This is a genomic window from uncultured Algibacter sp. (genome assembly GCF_905480415.1).
In the GTDB taxonomy this organism is placed as follows: Bacteria; Bacteroidota; Bacteroidia; order Flavobacteriales; family Flavobacteriaceae; genus Algibacter_B.
This window is the reverse complement of record NZ_CAJQQI010000131.1, coordinates 1-19165: the sequence shown is the minus strand read 5'-3', so window position 1 is coordinate 19165 and position 19165 is coordinate 1. Positions and strand designations below refer to the sequence as shown.

12 protein-coding genes are annotated in these 19165 nt (G+C 34.3%); all 12 read right to left on the bottom strand.

Annotation, left to right across the window (positions count from 1 at the left end; translation table 11 throughout):
* On the bottom strand, positions 1-1301 hold a 1301-nt coding region (locus tag QZ260_RS08955; protein WP_295985231.1), incomplete at its 3' end, for a VCBS repeat-containing protein.
* 73 nt (positions 1302-1374) lie between these two features.
* Positions 1375-2310, bottom strand: coding sequence for a hypothetical protein (locus tag QZ260_RS08950; RefSeq protein WP_295985228.1), 936 nt, complete (start codon positions 2308-2310; stop codon positions 1375-1377).
* Between the two features lie 206 nt (positions 2311-2516).
* Positions 2517-3404, bottom strand: a complete 888-nt coding sequence (locus QZ260_RS08945) for a glycosyl hydrolase family 17 protein (protein ID WP_295985223.1) — start codon at positions 3402-3404, stop codon at positions 2517-2519.
* A 29-nt stretch (positions 3405-3433) separates the two neighbouring features.
* Positions 3434-5074: an MFS transporter gene (locus tag QZ260_RS08940; RefSeq protein WP_295985221.1), complete on the bottom strand. Its 1641-nt coding sequence runs from the start codon at positions 5072-5074 to the stop codon at positions 3434-3436.
* A 32-nt stretch (positions 5075-5106) separates the two neighbouring features.
* The gene (locus QZ260_RS08935; protein ID WP_295985219.1) at positions 5107-6603 is read right to left on the bottom strand and encodes a glycoside hydrolase family 30 protein; all 1497 of its coding nucleotides are present in this window, start codon (positions 6601-6603) and stop codon (positions 5107-5109) included.
* Between the two features lie 2 nt (positions 6604-6605).
* The gene (locus QZ260_RS08930; RefSeq protein WP_295985215.1) at positions 6606-7610 is read right to left on the bottom strand and encodes a glycoside hydrolase family 2 TIM barrel-domain containing protein; all 1005 of its coding nucleotides are present in this window, start codon (positions 7608-7610) and stop codon (positions 6606-6608) included.
* Between the two features lie 60 nt (positions 7611-7670).
* Positions 7671-8951: a glycosyl hydrolase family 17 protein gene (locus tag QZ260_RS08925; protein WP_295985233.1), complete on the bottom strand. Its 1281-nt coding sequence runs from the start codon at positions 8949-8951 to the stop codon at positions 7671-7673.
* Between the two features lie 145 nt (positions 8952-9096).
* Complete coding sequence (locus QZ260_RS08920; RefSeq protein ID WP_295985213.1) at positions 9097-12558, bottom strand: hypothetical protein; 3462 nt, start codon at positions 12556-12558, stop codon at positions 9097-9099.
* Between the two features lie 72 nt (positions 12559-12630).
* The gene (locus QZ260_RS08915) at positions 12631-13959 is read right to left on the bottom strand and encodes a glycoside hydrolase family 2 TIM barrel-domain containing protein (RefSeq protein ID WP_295985211.1); all 1329 of its coding nucleotides are present in this window, start codon (positions 13957-13959) and stop codon (positions 12631-12633) included.
* Between the two features lie 11 nt (positions 13960-13970).
* On the bottom strand, positions 13971-15515 hold the full coding sequence (locus QZ260_RS08910) for a sugar porter family MFS transporter (protein ID WP_295985209.1): 1545 nt from the start codon (positions 15513-15515) through the stop codon (positions 13971-13973).
* A gap of 10 nt (positions 15516-15525) precedes the next feature.
* Positions 15526-17043 carry a glycoside hydrolase family 30 beta sandwich domain-containing protein gene (locus QZ260_RS08905; protein ID WP_295985205.1) on the bottom strand — a complete coding sequence of 506 codons (1518 nt, stop codon included), beginning with the start codon at positions 17041-17043 and terminating at the stop codon, positions 15526-15528.
* A gap of 405 nt (positions 17044-17448) precedes the next feature.
* Positions 17449-19165, bottom strand: a 1717-nt coding sequence (locus QZ260_RS08900; protein WP_295985202.1) for a DUF5011 domain-containing protein, incomplete at its 5' end; no start/stop codon positions are given.

Here is a 19165-nt window from a genome sequence, read left to right as displayed (position 1 = left end):
CTTATATTGAAAAATTCTTTTACAGAAATGTTCTCATCTAAGTTGTTTACAATTGATAAATAATCATTATTTCTAACATCTTTTTTAACGCCATTAGATATCACTATATCTTTTAACCCGTCATTATCTAGATCTACAAATAAACCACCCCAACTCCAATCTGTCTTAGCTACACCTGCAACATTTGAAATATCAGAAAAAGTACCAACACCTGTATTTAATTGAAGGGTATTTGACATATATTGATAATGATATCCTAAACTAACTATCGTATTGAAGTCTTCTGTCGACATGGAACCCATATTCGTTTTTGATCGAAAGTGGTCATCAGCCGCCATTTCGAGTGTCATAATATCAGTTAACCCATCATTATTAATATCACCTGTATCTGAACCCATACTAAATCTAGAAATGTGTTTCAAATTATTGTTAATCACATTTGTAAACGTACCGTCCTTATTGTTACGATACATAAAGTCGGGTTCGTCATAGTCGTTTGCAACATATAAGTCTATCCAACCATCATTATCCAAATCTGAAGCATTGACACTTAATCCATAAGCGAAAATTTGAGAAAGGCCAGATTTGAAAGAGACATCACGATACCTTCCGTTATCGTTTCTATATAATTTATGTGTAAAAAATTTAGAGTTTTCTGCGGTAATATTATAACGTATAAATAATTTTTGGTCTGCAGGTTGATTCACTTGATACATATCTAAATCACCATCATTATCCATATCAAAAAAAACGGCCTGCGTAGAATAACCAGCATCAGCTAAACCATAAGCCATAGCCGATTCTGTAAACGTTAAATCTTGATTATTTATATAAAGCTGATTTTTACGATCTTCTGGGTTCATAGATTCGCCATTTCTACTGATATAAATATCCAGATAACCATCTGAATTTATATCAGCCATAGTAACGCCCCACGACCATCCAGAGTTCCTTGCCGCTCTAGATTTTTTAGTAATATCCTCAAATACAAAACCTCCTTTGTTCAAGTAAAGTCGATCGCTTACTTGGTTTCCGCAAAAGAAAACCTCTGGCAAGCCATCGTTATTTAAATCACCTATCGCGACACCCGCTCCATTATATATTTGAGCATAATAGAAGTGATTAAAACTTTCGGTTTCTTTAATGGCATTATTAAAATCAATTCCCGTTGTTTCAGAATCGAGTAATTGAAATCCACCAACAAGGGTTTTTGGGTAAAGATCCCTTTGAGGTCCATTACATGCAACCATTAAAACACCTAATAAAAGGCTTGTTTTAAAATATAAGAAATGCTTTTTCATAGCGTGATAAAGTAAACAATAAATATATTGAAAATTTATGTATTGTCTACTTTATGGGCTAAAATAAGGTGTATTAAATTAGAACAGGTTTATACTTAGCCATCACTAATTTTGGAGATCGATCTACTTTAAATAATCCCCAATGTTTCTCGGGCTCATGTGCTTCAGGAGATCCTTTCCATGGTTCATCAAAAGCCTCAAATACAAAGGTTAGAATATCATCTTCTTGGCACCAAGTTATTAAATCATTATAATAAATGTCTTGATGCTCTTCGCTTACGTTACTTGGGCATATTCCCTTTCCATTTGAAAAGGTTGTCCAGCCAGCTTCAGTAATGACTACTAATTTATCAGGATATTTATTTGCTACGGAGTAGAAATTTTGCTTGGTATATTCCATAGCCTCGTGAATATTTTTATATTCCCAAACTGGATAAGTATGAATAGATATAAAATCGACTTCATCCACTAAATCTTTAAGTTTATCAAGCCATGGCAAGTAATTTTCACAAAAGGTTACCGGTTGTTTGGCGCCTTTTTTAATCATCCTTACATAATTAATAACACTTTCAACAGGCACATAATGATCTGTCCAGTCCACACATGCTTCATTACCTGCAGACAAAGAGAAAATAATATCAGGATATTGGTTTGCCAAACGAATCAGTTTTTTAATTTGATTTTCATTTGTAACCTTATTGATTTCTAATTGATCCTCAGAAAATGAGCCGCCCCAAGGGCAACCATAATTATTAGCTTCAGCCCCAATATAAGCTCCAAGCATCACCTTAAAGTCAAAATTCTCCTTTACTATAACCTCAAGTACAATCTCGGAATGTTTATCACAGTCATATAAACGGAGGTATTTCCATTCATTTTGTAAAATTAAAAGATCTTCCTTTATTTCTTCATAGCTTGGAAACACGTCTCCAGGCCGTTGTCCTTCTCTAAACCCAGAATAGCAAATTGCTTTACCTGAATCTAAGCCTAACTCTTTTGTATATTTCATTTGATGTTGGTTAAGTTCCTCCGGTAATAAACAATAAAAACTATTTGGATTCTAATTTGAAACAATATATTCGATAAGACCCCAATTTCCCTATATGACTGCAACCCTACTGACCATAAACACAGGTATAATACAGACCTTATTAAGACCTGTAACTTGTCTTTATTATCATAGAACTATAAAGAATTGTCGGCTGTTATAACCAACTAAAATTTTAGCTTCTCGTTTTTGTCCCATAAGCCCCAAAAAGCTCCAACAACACCCTCAGTACCTACTTTCCATGATTCATCAAAAGATGAAAAGTAGAACATCTCTGTATCGCTTTCTTCAGACCATACTTGTGAATTAATAAAATACTTTATCGCATTTTCATGCGATGGATGTGCACCATCAAGTCCTTCGCCTGCAGAAGGCCAACCTGTTTCTGTTATAATAACTTTTTTACCATTCCCGGCACTTACTGCTTGATTATACATATCCTTCATGTAAAGCAAAGAATATTCCAAACTACAGCCTTCCCAATACGGGTAGCAATTTGCTAATATAACATCGCAAGCCTCTGTGATTTTTGGTCTGTGGCTAAACTCATAATAGGCGTCTACATAACCCATTGGCACAGTTGGAACCGCTTCTTTCACTTCATACATAAAATCTAAAAGCTCATCTTCCGTTAAATCGCCTCGATACATCACTTCATTACCTACAGCTGCGATATCCACATAACCTTCTTTTGCTAGTTTAATAAGCCCCGCTATTTCCCTTTTATTAATTTCGTCATCATCACCTAACCATGCACCCACTAATGTTTTAATGCCATATTCTTTAGCAATTCGTGGAATGGCCTCATTACCATCTGTACACGAGAACGAACGAATCCACTTCGTATAAGGCTTAATAATTTTCATTCGCCTTCTAATCTGTTTTTCAGTCATTTGGTCACCGGGTTCTTGACCTTCTTCATACGGGCTGAAACATAGCCCATGCATCCCATTCTTTAATGTTTTTTTGAATAAATTCTCTAAGCCTTTTGTAGTTTTATTTTCAAGATTTAATCCTGCTAATGACTTGATTTTATACTTTCTAAATGACGACATATCTTTTTAATCTACATTATTATTTTCAATTATAGTTCGCCTCTGCGCGCTACTAATTCTATTTTTATTTCTCTTGATCTAGTTTCATTTAAATTATATTTCCACATAATCCAAACAGCAATAGCCGCAGTGGCAGCTGGTATAACAATATCTGCTATTCGTAACCTTGTCATGGTCTCTGCTGATTGAGTCACAGCACCTTCGTCGAAACCAACTAAACTTAATATTGCTCCTCCAAGGACTAAAGCTATTGCCTGCCCCAACTTTACAAACCACCAGTATATGGCACCGAAAGTCCCTTCTTTACGTGGCATTCCATTTTCTAACTCATCTAAATCACACACATCAGCTGTCATACTCATCATCAAGGTAAATAAGCCTCCTAAACCAAAAGCCATAAACGGAATAGGTAAGAACATGAGCCATGGACCTCCTAAACTGGTGTCCATACTAAACCATGACATACCAATGCTATCTAAAAAAGGATTGATTGCATCAAATATTGAAACCACAAAATTGTTTAACCCTTTACCGGCAGCCGACTGATTGAATTGTGCGTTTAAGGAATTATCAAACCCCCACCATTTAAGACAGTAACCAATAATAGAAATCACAGTAGAGATAATAAAAGCTTTCCGCTTTCCCCATTTATTAGCAATAGCAGAAATGATAGGAATAACCATAAAGGCAGTTATTATTGCAGTAAGTGAAGCAAACCAAGCTGGCCAAGTACCTGCTTGACCATAATCACCATTATAAATGTAAAATACAATTATGAAAAAACTAAACGAAGCCACCATTTGAAATCCATTAAACACTAAAAATGTAGCGCCACATAACTTCATAAAAGGTTTGTTTTTAAACACTTCCTTTATACCTTGTCCTAATTCTTTGAAATTAGATGATAATGTTTTAAGACCTATTTCTTTTCTATTTTCCATTTTCCCAGCATCAAGCCCCTTACAGAATAATGCAGGTAAAACACCAAGTACTGCACAAACCAAACCAACTATTAATGACAATTTACGAACTCCTGTACCTTGTAATTTCTCTGTTGTTGTTTTTATCAATTCGTCTCCAGAAAGCCCCATTTCTCCAATAGATATTAATGCTTCTTCACTTATAGGAAAGACCGTAGGATCTGCAATAATTACCCAAAACCAAGGCACTAACATCCAGGCAATTTGTCCAACCGTGTTTGCAAATGCCATTAATCGTGTGCGCTCATTATAATCGGAAGTCATTTCATAGCCTAAACCTACCAATGGTGTAGCATACATAGTGTTTCCAACGAGAAACAATAAAGACATTAGAAGGAAATACCAAAAGTTAAACATAACCGAATTGTCTTCACTCAGTTGGAATAAAAGGGCAAACAATATTCCACTTAAAATAGCTCCAACGAAAATATATGGTCGGCGTCTTCCCCATTTCGACTTCGTATTATCCGAAATAAAACCCATTATAGGGTCAGTAAGAGCATCGAATATTCTAGGCAAACCACCTAACAAACCTGCTAACCACGGATCCATTCCAAAGGCCGTTACTAAAAAGAACATAAAAACTGCTAATGCTCCTGGTAATAAATTAAGTACTAAGTGTCCTGATCCGAAGGCCATTTTCTGACCTAATGGCACTATATCTTTTAAAGGCGTTACAGTGTGTTTCATATTATTAAAGTTTTAGTTAGTTAGTTTTTTAGTTATTGTATACTTGGTATTGTTATTGTTTGTATGGCTTGTGGGCTAATAGAAATATCTACAGACTTATCGTTTAAAACAAGATGTATACTTTTTGCCTCTTGCGTTTGGTTAAAAACGACTACAGCTATAGTTTGGTCTGGGTTTTTAGCCGCCGTAACCATTAAGTTGTCATCTGTATTATTAACTTTAATTACTTTTGCTTCTGGTCTTATGTATTTACTGAAATGAGCCATGGTATAATAGATAGGGGTAAAGTAAACTTCGTCTTTATCTGGGTCTACTATGATAGGGGCAACACACCAATTTTTAAACCAGTTAGGACCGCCTTGTGTATCTAAAACCATATTCCAGTCTACCCATCCATCAACCCAATTATTTAGGCATCCAATAATATCTCTAGCGTAGCGATATACTGGCACATACTTACGGTGTAAATGTTTTTGATCTGCTGGAGCCCAATCCCAGCCCCAATCTGTAGCCTCTTTACTCCAATACCAAGCATCATCTTTCCATTTTGGCACTTCAGAATCCACACAGGCTTCCGTTTGAATTAAAAGTTTATTAGGTGCTTTGTTATGAGCATTCTGTAATTCTTTTGGATAAATTTCAAAAGTACTATCATACCAATGAATGGCTGTTCCATCAAAATACTTTGAAGTTGCTTCATTTTTATACATAGAGTCAACCCAATCTTTTAAATGTGCTCGATTTTGATCGAACCCCAAAATCTTAACATTTCCTTTGCCGTCCGCCTCAAGTTTTGGACCTAAATAATTTTGTACAAAATTTGTCATTTCATCAGGAGAATAATGCATACTTTCCCAATTATCTCCATTACCCATGGGTTCATTTTCAACCGTAAAACCCCAAATATCTATCCCCTCTCCTTTATAAGCATCAAGGTATTTTGAAAAGAATAAAGCCCACGTGTCATAATATTTGGGTAGCAACTTTCCGCCAACCCAATTGTTATTGTCTTTCATCCATGGCGCAGCGGTCCAGGGTGATGCAAATATTTTAAATCCGTCTTCAGATACCGCCATAGCATCTTTAATCATAGGAATTAAATCATCTTTATCTTCTTGAATAGAAAAGTGCTCTAGACTTATGTCATCTTCAACTGGAGCGTATGAATAATTGGAAAGCGAAAAATCACACGAATTCATGTGTGTTCTAGTAAGCGAATATCTAGCACCCTCTTTAGAAAAATAGGCTTTTAAAATAGTATCTCTATTTTCTTTGCTCAGTTTGTTTAATAAATAAGCGGATGACTCAGTAAAAGCGCCACCAAAACCAGTAATGGTTTGAAACGTTTCCTCCGGTACAAGCTCAATTGTTGTTTTAACATCTGAGCTTTGAAATTCTGTAAGTTTTGAAAGCTTATTTCCACTAGCCGAAGTTTCAAAAACCTCAATATTTAGCTTATTACTTTCTGTATTACAATTTGTTAAAAATGCCATAGCGATAATGCCTAAAATGTAATTACGTGTCTTCATATTTAGTCTTTTAACTTTAAATACTTGGTGCTTATAATCTCAAAAGCTTCTTTCTTGTTTCTATCGATATCCACCATGCCCCAATACTCTTCATTGGGAGCGCCGTCATATGGTACACCGCTGCTATTTGGCGCCCAGCCACCCGGGTCTTGTTTTTCAGGGTTTCCTGCTTTCCACCAGCCATCGGTAAACGAGAACATGGTAACGCCTGAGCATATATCTTGATTTTTGAATATCGCATTTAAAATATTTTTATTGGCATTGGCTTGTGCTTTTTCATTGCTGCCTGCTTCATATCCATCTCTTGAAATAGTCATATAACTATCACCACCAGCTTCTGATAAATACATAGGTTTATGACTTAAAGCTTCCCATTCTGAAAAAATAGCTTCAGGGTTATCCCATCGATATGAGTTCATTCCCCATACATCTATGTTGGTGCATATAGAAAGTGCTAAGGCATCTGGCAAATCACCATGAGCAGTGGTTACAGGATGGTTAGTGTCATTTTCGTGTGCTAAATCCGTAGCCTCTTTTAAAGCCTTATACCAATTTTTTATATCGCCTTCAAACCATTCTGGGTGGTAGTTATATTCATTTCCTAATTCCCACATTAATATGGCTGGATGGTTTTTAAATGTATTTATGTAATCGACAAACGTTCCTGATAAAATATCAAAACGCCCTCCTTGATTATACCCAAACCCTATAACAACTTTAAGTCCAGCGTCATGTATTTTATCAAGAACATCTTTATTATCTATAGGAGCATAAACTCTTATGGTATTGATACCTGCTTCTACCATTAAAGCTAGGTCTTGATCTAAACTGTTAAAACTTAAATCTTTACTTCCCTTTGGTACAGGGTGGTAGCAAATACCTTTGATTAAATAAGGGTTTTCATTTACTAAAATTTGGCGTTCAGAAACAGAAACTACATCCATGTTAGTTTTCTTATTGCAAGAAAAAACAACCCATGCTAAACTAAATAAAAATATATATTTCATCAATTTCCTGTTTTATAAATCAAACGCTTTTATCATACCATTTTGCGGTATTTAAATCTTTTAGTTATGCACCATACCATATTCTGTTGGTGGCACTAATACCTCTTTAATAAGGGCGTCTTTATCACCATTATATGTTTTTTTAATCTCTTGTCCGTCTCTAGTTAAACCATTAAAAACGCCTTTATCAACTAAATCCCAAAGTGCATATTTTGCTTCACCTTTTAGGTTTATGAGTCCGAAATGATTTTCTGAACCATTAGCATTCTGAGCATCTTTCCATTGTTCATCAAAAGCTTCAAAGTAAAAACATGAAATTTTTTCTTTTTTTGTCCATTCTCTTAGCAATTGATAATAACGGCCTGCTTTATATTCATCTGCAGCTTGTGAACCGTTTACTCCGTAATGCCCATTAGAAACTGTTGCCCAACCTGTTTCTCCAATATGAATAGGTTTATTAACACCTAAGCTTTTTATATAATTAGATATAGAATCATGTTGCTTTACTGCAAATTCTTTGGCTCTTAGCATTGCCGATTCAATTTTTTCTGAGTCAGACAACTCATATTCATTTTCTGGAACTATCCAAAACCACGGGTTATAATGTGAGTTATGCATAGGGTAGGTGTGCATAGAAATATAATCTACCGCTTTTATAAGGTTTTCTAAATCTGGCGTATGATAGCTAGAATCTCCACCTCCCCAAGATGAAAAATCATCTGAACTTGTAATCCACAAGTCCTTAGGAAGTTTATCTGACTTTTTTAATTCTTGTAAATGATTAACCCATTTTAAAATTACATTTGGTTGAACAAAATAACTTGTCGCCCAACGCACCATAGCCTCATTACCTACAGCAATAATTTTTACAATATCTGGATACTTATTGGCCAAAGCGACTGCACGATCAATCTCACCAGCGTTCTGCTCACTTTCAATATCGTGATTAGGCTCCATGCCTGTCCAAGCATTTTGACAATCAATCCAAGCTCCAAGCATCACATACATTTTAAAGCTTGAATCCTCCTCTTTTAATTCACTTATAGCTTTCAATAAATTGGGAGCATGTTGTAGCTGTACATTATATGTACGCAATATTTTTACGCCCATAGCAGAAAGAATCTTCATGTCCTCTTTTAATTCTGGAATTGTAGGTTGCACGTCTCTCGACGTCTGCCTATACCCTCCATAAGAAATGGCTAAATATTCTGGGTTTCCTAAAATATCTGCTGCTGTTATATGTTTTTCTTTAGTCACGTGGTTTTCTTCTTTTTTCAACTTAGTTGCACATCCAATGGCTGCAATTAAAATGGTTAGTAATAGCGCTATTTTTAAGCTCATTCTCATTTTTACTTGAATTTAATAAGTAAGACCATCTCCAATTTCATTTGATGGTGTGTTGTTATAAGAATTAAAAGCATACACACAAACCTACTAAAGCAAGTTTTAATATAATATGTGTATGCCTGTTTTTCATCTAGGTGCTCTATTTAACAACTGAAACAATAATTTTACTTATTTCTCCTGTTCTTTCAAATACTTTTTTACTTGTTTCTGAGTTCAATTCTAAAGTATCAAATTCTATTGCAGTGCCTTGATTAAGAACCACTTTCAAACCTTCCTTATTAGACAGTTTATAAATAATTGGAATTTGACAATAGGTAAAACAGAGCGAATCTTTTTCTAATTCGACATTTTTTGCTTCCTTATTAACGTCTATATATTTAAATATTTTTGAGCTTTCTAAAAATTCTTCTAGCCTCAATAAACGTGCATTAAATAAAAGTTTTCCATCTGAGACATAGACTCCTAATTCTCCAAATCGGCTTAAAATATCTTCTTTAACCTGTCCAGTCATACCCGGTTGCTGTGCGCCTTTAGTTGCAGGGGTATGAGAATATGGATCTGTTGGTACAGCCCCATATAAATCTGGTGATTTATGCACTCCAATACCTTCATTAATTTCGTAATAATGTTCTAATAATTTCCCAACAACTACATCACTTTCATTGTTTTCTATAGCAAGCAAACACGTTTCCTGAACACTTAGTAATAATTTTGAAACCATGTGCCAGTAAATAGAACCTAGCCCTTCATAACCAAAGAATGTTCCTGAGCGACCTGTAAAGGCTTTATGATCAAAAATATCTTCAAAAGTTTCTAAAATCAATGCTGTGTCTTTTTCAACTAGGCTCCCATATTCTTGTTCCGGTAGCTTAGAAAGTGCAGCTTTTAAGCTATCTGCATTATTAAATGCTCCATTGAAATGGTATATTCCTTGAATGTCTTTTGTAATAATCTGTGTGTTTCCGTGATCTAAAAGTTGTTGCAACAAAGCAGATGCTTTAACTTGATCAGAAGAAATATTATTTTTCACATCAAATCTTGGTAATTCTTTATTCGGATATAGAACGTAACTGTATTGATCTGGTCTAAATAAAGCACTACTTCTTAAAGCATCCAACAACTCTAATGACGCTTTTCCAGAAATATATCCAGAACTTAATACGGCCACTTGACCTTCTAACATTTCAGGCAAGTAAGATAGAGAAACTTCTGAATCATTCTCTACGGTCATTAAATTGTAAGCATGAAATAAGTTGTCTTCCCTTTTGTTGGCGTCTATGGTGTGATCCAAGTATTTTTTAGAGATTTCTAAAAATTGTAATAACTCATTTTTAGAAATAGTGCTTTTATCACTTGTAAAGCCATGTTCATAAATGGTTGTTCTATAATCGCTACCTGCATTTCCAAGGCCGTCTAATACTTTTTTTCTGTCTTTATCTGATACTTTACCTGAAAGGATGTGTGTGTTTTCATTAAAAGTGTCTACTACTTTGTTAAAGAATTCAGCTAATTCTTTAGAAACTTCATTGTCTTGATCAGACATGTTTTTTACTACACCTTCAAAGAAATTTAAGAAGCGTCTAAGATAGTATAGGGTTACCATAGAAACTCCGTTTCCAACCAATGCATTGTTAGCATCGTTCCATTCGGGTCTTTGTGTATTCATCCAAATACCGCCTTCTGGAATAAAGTTAGATACTTTTGCTAATACGGTTGCTAATAATTTTTCAACAAGATTTACTTTATAGATAAAAAAGTTTTCATCTCTAAGTAAGGCTCCATCAACACCTAGTTCTAATCTTTTTTGAGCAATTTTTTCGTTTGACTCAACATCAAAATCAATAGTATCCTTCGGGTTTTTCAAGATATCTGAATAACTTTTTATTCTGTAAGGCACGTTGGCATACACAAAAATATCTTGTTTAAAATAAGTTCCTAATTTATTAGGATAATGGTTTTCAATAAACTCTAAAAACTTTAATAAATATATAATTTGATGATCCCCCCAATAGCCTATATAAGACCATGGATCGTCTGGTTCGATTGTTTCCCAATCAAAACCATCTTTTGTAACTCGGTATGGGTTATAACCATCAAAAGTTGTAGCATTTAAGAATTTATGAATCATACTTTCAATAAACTCTGGGTACGAATGTGCTAAAGCTTCCCAGTTTTGGAAAATATCTCTCCAGTTTCCTTCGTAATCCAATATTTTCGAACCGTCAGATTCACTTGTTGTATTAATAGAAAACTTATTCCATGGTCTGCTTGGATCTCCATGCCTTCTACTAAATTTAAGCGGCATATATTCAATAGCCAATCTTTTGAAATTTTTATCCTCATCCTGATCGGCTAATTTTTTTAAATCACTTTGTGTAAATTGTTCGGGAAGGTTTTTTAGAAGATCTTCCTTTTTCTTGAATACTTTTTTATTGGCAATTTCAAGATATTTTACAAAATCCCACTTTTCAATTTGATATCCATCATCAAAAATACCACCACGCATAATATTAAATAGGGTGTTAGAAAAATGTCTTGAGTTTTTTAATTTATCAGCCGTTAATTGTAACCCATCAGAAGCCGCATTTAACTCTAATAGATTTTTAGATCCTAATTCTATATCTTTTTGAATTACTGCATTAAGGTCTGACTCGCTTTTAATCAATTCAGAAACCTCATTAATGGTAACCATTGTTTGGTTTAGATCTACAACAATCATCCAACTTTTCTCAGACCCTGATGTTAATGTTAAATCTGCACAGATAAAGTAAGCACCTTTTTCTGCTTTTACATCTACTTCTTGAGTGATCTCTTTACCTTTTCTAAAATTGTCTAACTGAGAAGATGAGACTAAATATTTTGCATTATCTATCCCTACAGACCACGCAGCAGTTGCTTTTAATGCTTCACTAGGCTCTGCTTTATCTACAATCATAGAACTCAATGCATAAGTACCAATACCCGTGTTAGCATCCAACTCACATTTTTTATAGGCGTCTACTAAGTTGCTTCGCTTATTTTGTAAATCTTCAGACACCCCGTAAGGAAGAATGTTTTGAATACCATCTAATATAGTTACTTGTATATTTTCTTTGGTATTGTTTACTAAGCTAGATTTTTTTACAAATCCAAACTGGTCGCTTGAATTCCATGCGTATCTAAAAGTCAACCCTAAATCTTCATTGATTTCTTCAAAAACAACTTTGTTTCCTAGGCTATTTTTATATAAATTTCTTTGGGTTTTATAAATCCCTGAATACCTTTCAGAAAGAGGTTCCCATAAATAGGTTTTTCCTTCAGAATGAACTTGAACAATCGTTTTGCTACCTGTAATATCAGCAGATTCTGTAATCTTATCGTCTGTATAATAAGGGAAAAGTGAAGATTCACTATCTTTTCTTCCTGCGGATAATCCACCATTACTTGAAATAAACATCCAGTGGTTAGAATCGCTGACAATGCTCATGAAAAAAGGTCTCATGGCATCGCTATTAGATATTTTGTAGTAATCTTCGTTTTCGAATTCTATAGGCTTCCCTTTGATCTCCTTGGTTTCAAAAGACGCTTTTTTGCTTCCTATATATATTGTATTGCTGCTCATTAATTTTTACTTTTTATGTTTTGGTTTATCATAAAACCTCATTCTTATTATTTGAGGTTGGTTCGTTATTTTTTATTCAACTTTAAATGGAATATTTGCAGTTGCAGCGTGATTATACCCATCATCTGCATATACAAATAAACGATAGTTGCCTTTTCCAGACAATTTAAAATTTATTTCTCTGTTTTGATTTCTTGTTAATTGAACATCTATGCTTTCTGGACGATTTTCTTTATCTCCACCATCTTTTAAATCTGTACTTTCTCGTAATACCTCCCAAGAATAATTAATCGTATTATTTTCAAAATCTACTATATCAATAGTTGCCTTTGCGTCCTTATTAGGTTTGAGAATGACACTTTGATAAGCTGTTTTATTATTTAAAGTGAACGATTTTATTTGAGGGGTTCTGTTTTCCGGCCATTTTTTGCTCCAAATATAATGCATAACATCTACGGATTCTGTTTCCTTACCATCTTCTAAAAAAACACCATACCATGTTGGTGTACGTTCTTGTTTTTGTCCCCATAAAAACACATAAGATCCAAGGCATTGTGTGGTATCCGATTCAATAGCAATTTGATGCCTTTTTAAATAGTTAGCGGCTTTAACAGAGCTATTTTCCTCAATAGGAATATCCCAAGATGTTTTTGGCACCTCCCAATGACCAGTAGCACCCCACTCTGTAACCATATAAGGCCCTATCCAACCAAAATCTTTTAAAAATTTTGGTAATTTTACAATGGATCCGTATAATTGAATAGATAGTATGTCAATATTTTTACAGCGTTCTTTAATATATTCTATGTCTTGCTGCGACATCCCCGCAAGGGTCGTTGTAGTAGGATGGTTAGGATCAATGTCATGAATCATTTTAGAAATGTCGTTAACAGCATCCCAGACTCTAGGGTTGGTTGATCTTAAATTCAGTTCATTGCCTATAGCCCAAATTAACAAAGACGGGTGGTCTTTAAATTCTAATACTTCTTTTCTTATTCTTTCTTTCTGCTCCTTTACAGCAGCCTCATCATTATAATCAAACCCATGGCGTTCTCTGGCAACTTCAATGCCCATGGTAACCATTAGCCCATATTTATGAGCCTCATCTAAAACTTCTTTTCCGCTTTGTTCTCCGTTATCAGTACGCCAAGTTCTAAATGAATTTCCATTGTGTTTTGCTAAAGCAGGAATATTACCAAACTCTAATCCCGCCCCTTTAATATAAAAGGGTTCGTTATTTACTAATAACTGGTATTTACCTTCGGTATTCTTTATAGTTACTTTAGCCACCTTACTTTTTAATGTATTTAATTCTAATTTTGTTGTATTCTGTTTTGAATTACCATTTTTACATCCCATGAGAGCTATAAAACAAAAACATATTGTAAAAATATTTTTCATCGGTAAACCTTTTAATCTCTAACTAGTTCTCTTTCTATTTGTTCTAATGATTTTCCTTTGGTTTCTGGTAATATTTTTATCATAACAAAAAATCCAATACATGCTATGGCTCCAAAAATGAAAAAGGTTAATGCGTTACCCAAATTTGATAACTCCCAAGGAAAAATTAATTGCACTACCCAACTTATAAAAGAGTTTACAAAGGCTATAACACCAATAGCAAATCCACGATATTTATTTGGAAATAATTCAGATAATAACACCCACATTACAGGTCCCAGTGAAAAGGCAAAACAAGCAATAAAGCCCAAAACACCTATTAATACTAAGGTTGCATTTATAATAGTTGCTGTTTCTAAAATATCCCCATCATTTTTAGAATATACTTGATTTCCTAAAGCCGATTTCATATCGTTTTTAAAATCCACATCATTATTATAAACTTTATCGACGTAAATTGATAGCTTGTTGGCACCTTCAAATTTTAATTCTGTAATAGATTCTGAGGTTAATTGATACGTTGCTTGTTTAAAACCATAAGCACATAGTAAAAGGCTTATTGCAATACCAGCTGTACCGAATAACAGTAATGGCCGTCTTCCCATGCGGTCTATTAAATACATGGCTACAAATGTGAAAACTACTGTAATGGAACTTAGCAAAACACCTGAGGCAAAAGCCGCATCTGTTCCTATTCCTGTTTGTTTAAAAATGGAAGTTGCATAAAAATAAACAGCATTTATTCCTGTTATTTGTTGTAAAACGCCAACCACCAAGCCAACTATTAAAACAAACCTTAATGCCGGTTTAAATAGGTCTTTGAGCTTTACTTTTTCTACGGCTTTTAAAACCGTACCTTCTAAGCTACTTAAAATAGTATCAACTTCTTCTGTTGCTTTGACTTCGCCATAGACGCTCACCAAAACTTTTTTAGCTTCTTCATTTCTGTTTTTTGTAAACAGCCAACGTGGACTTTTCGGAATAAAAAACAGGAAAATAAAATACAAAACTGCAGGAATCAACTCTACGCCAAGCATCCATCGCCATACATTTTCGTCTGTAAAAAAAGAATCACCAGATGTATTGTATTTATTGAAATAATAGTTGCTTAAAAATGCTGCAAAAAAGCCAAGTACAATATTTAATTGTTGAATTGAAACTAGTTTACCTCTGTTTTCGGCTGTAGAAATTTCTGCTATATACGTTGGCGCTAAAACCAATGCAGCTCCAAACGCTAATCCACCAATCATTCGTGCTATATAAAGCATTTCATAAGAGATGGCGTACGCTGATAATAATGCCGAAACTGCATATAAAAAAGCGACAACTACGAGTATTTTTTTTCGACCAACAATATCACTTAATCGTCCAGAGAAAATCATGGCAATCATAGCTGCAAATGATGGTGAACTGACTACCCAACCTGATTGAATATCGTTTAAATTAAATTCAGGACCCGCATAAGACATGACACCCGAAATAATACCAGCATCAAAACCAAAAAGGAACCCCCCTAAGGACACTACAAACGCAATAAGTATTAATTTTTTAGACATTTCTATTTCTTTAGTTGGTTAATACTATAGTTTGAATTGAATGCGGCACTATTTTTAACATGGCCGTTTTTGATTGTGTTGTAAGACTATAATCGATTTTTTTATCACTATCATTCATAACCACTAAAACAATACTTCCATCTTTATTTTTAAACCCTGTAGTTAGTAAAGAATTGACACTAGATACACTTATAATACGTTTTGCACCGGGGCGAATAAACTTTGAAAAATGACCGATATAGTAGTATGAATTAGTGAATGTTAATTCGCCTGTATTCGTATCTCCATGAACTGGAGAAAAACACAAATTACCAACATGGTTTGGACCACCTGTTTGGTCTAAAAGTATATTCCAATCGGTCCAAGCTACCGTACCATTATTAAAATCGTTAATCATCGATTTACCATAACGCTCTGCTAATTTTGGGTCTTCGGTTTCAATTCTTTTTAGGTCATACTTCTCATTACAACCTTCAGTAAAAATTAAATTTTTATCTGGATAGGTTTCTTTTACGCGTTTTACCGCATCAAACATAGGAATACCGTCTTTCCAATCTTCATACCAATGAAATCCAGTTCCCCACACATACTTTGCGGCTTCTGGATCATTTAAAATAGTGCTTGCTCTTTGAAATAATAAATCACGATTATGATCCCAAACAATAATATTTTTGTCCCCTAAGCCTTCTTTTTCTAAAGTAGGCCCTAAGTAATTTTTTAAGAAATCGCGCTCTTCTTCTGCCGTATAAATACAAGATTCCCAACGCTGAACCGCCATAGGTTCGTTTTGAATGGTTAATCCCCAAATAGGAATACCTTCTGCTTCGTATGCTTTAATAAATTTAGCGTAATAATTTGCCCAAGGTTGGTAAAATTCAGGAAGTAATTTACCGCCTTTTAGCATATCATTATTCGACTTCATGAATGCTGGAGGACTCCAAGGACTTGCGTACATGGTTAATTTTCCTCCTGCAGCTTCAATAGCTTTTTTTGTAAATGGAAGCCTATATTTTTTATCGTGATCGATATTAAAGGTTGTAAGTTCTTTATCGCCTTCTTCTATATAGGTATAGCTTGACGTTGAAAAATCGCAACTATGAATAATAGTACGCCCTAGTGAGTAACCGATACCTTTTTCTTGATTATAATAAGCCTCTAAAAATTTAGCTTGGTTGGCTTCAGTAAGTTTATAAAATGTTTCTGCTGACGCATCTGTTAAAGCCGCTCCAATACCTAAAAAGGTTTGAAACTCTTTTGTAACATCAACAATAATTGAAGCATCGGTTTCCAAAGGTTGTTTGAATCCCTCAAATTTTAATGAATCCGTTAAAGTTAATTTTAAGTTTGTACTGTGCGCGGTTGTGTAAACTTGACTTTTAATGGTTTCTATATTTAATGAAACGTTATCCTCAACTTCGACTAATGTAGAAGTGGCTTTTGTATTTGACTCGCAAGCAGAAAATAAGAACCAAACAGATAACAATATGCTCGGTTTTTTCAAAGAAAAAGATTTTTTTAATATTTTCATGTCATTTTATTATTTACGCGAATCTAAATAATCAACCATAGGAATTGAAAAATTTAACCTCTACAAAAAACTCCTATTTATATAGCAATAGTGCTTTATTTTCTGCTATATTATTTACACCCTTATTTTTGTTCGATATAAATCCAATGAGTGTTATTAACAATACATTAACTGTCCGTTTAAAATAGTTTGTTTTGGTTTGTATTTTCATGTATTAACTAAATTTATTGTAATAAATAAGTTTTAAAAATGACGAATAACAAAAAATTAAAGGGGCAAATTTATAAAGAACAAATAAATTTTTGAAAAAAGGTTAATCTTAAAAAAACTAACCTTTTTAAATATGTTCTACTTATTTATTATCATTTCTATTTTTTTAAATAATTAATATTATCTCTAATTAAATTAATTTACAGTAACGGAAACATTATCAATATATACGATTCCTTCACAAGTTGTTGCGCCGCCGCATACAACCTCAATTAATAAGGATACCCCACCAGAAACAGTGCCTCCAGTAGTAAAAGTAAACGTATTAGTGTTCCATGCACCTGGAGCTATATTTATAGACCCAAGGTTGTGCAATATGGCAGGCTCTCCGTTAACAGCACTTTCAGAAAAGGCTAGAACATTAACTACAGCACCATCTACTAGAGATTCTACTTTAGAGTCTAACGATACATTAAGCGCCTGGTTAGGTGAAATTGTTCCTGCGCCAAATCTTTCATTCTTAATACCTGGATTATTAAATGGTCCACTAGTAATTTTCGCAGAATAGGTGCCACCATTACTTTCGGCACTGCTAACTACAGACTCGCCTCCATTGGTAGTATTAACATCAAAAAATAACCAACCACAACCATCACCGTTATTTGCTTCAAAATCACCATTGGCAATAAAGTCGCCTGCAGGAGGAGCGGTGCAATCAGTAGAAGGTGGTGTGCCACCACCGTCGCCGTAAAGTGCCAAATCATCGAAATAATAAGTGCCCGTATTATTCTCATTTAAATCAAAGAAAATTACAATTTTGTTAAACTTATCACTATCTCCGCTAGAAAATGGAAATGTTAATTCTTCCCATCCACTGATTACTGAAGTTGTTAACTCTTGTTCAATATTATTACCTGAATTCCCTATCTCTTCTAGTTTAATTCTAACTTGTGTATCTGCTAAACCAGACCACACTTTTATTTTTAAACCGGAATTGTTGTTAAAATCTAATTTCCCATCTAAATCAAACTGATTATTGTCATAAGGAAACTGTCCACTTTTTGTTATTTGCCCAACTTTACAAGACGTGTTTACAGCATTATCAGAATCAGGATTGTCAATCCATTCAAAACCAGCGCCATCCGAAATAATAAATGCACTTGGGTCTGTTAGAAAAGTCATATTTAAGTCTGCAGCACTATATGATTCATTAGTTTCTGCGGTACATGCACCAGGTGCAGCCACTATAACTGTTCTTGTAACTTCAGTCGCGGGATTACCAGCGACATCACTAACGTTGTAGGTTATAGTATATGTACCAGCTGTATTTACATCTACAGTATCTCCTGCAACTATAATGCTAGCAGTAATATCTCCATCTACATTATCCGTAGCCGTTGCTCCTGGATCCGTAAATGCGTCTCCAAGGGTAACATTGATTGTGTCACTACCAGTTAACGTGATTATTGGTGCTACAATATCTGCAGCAACTATAACCGTTCTTGTTACTTCAGACGCTGCCTTACCAGTATCATCACTAACGTTATAGGTGATGATATACGTACCTGCGGTATTTTCATCTACAATATCTCCTGCTATTACAATATCACTCGTGATATCTACACCATAACCATCTATAGCCGTTGCTCCTGGATCTGTAAATGTACCTCCAATTAAGATGCTCAAAGGATCGGTTCCATTTAAAGTAATTACTGGTGCCGATTTAACTTGTATAATATCGTCCATATAGAACGTACCATCTGTTGTGCCGGGCCCATCTACAAATATTACTAATTTTGAGTATTTACTTGTAGAAGTGAAAATAAACGAAAGTTCTTCCCATCCACTACCAGAATGACTAACAATAACATCTGGTGTAGATGTAGAGCCTTCTTCAAGTTTCATTAAAACA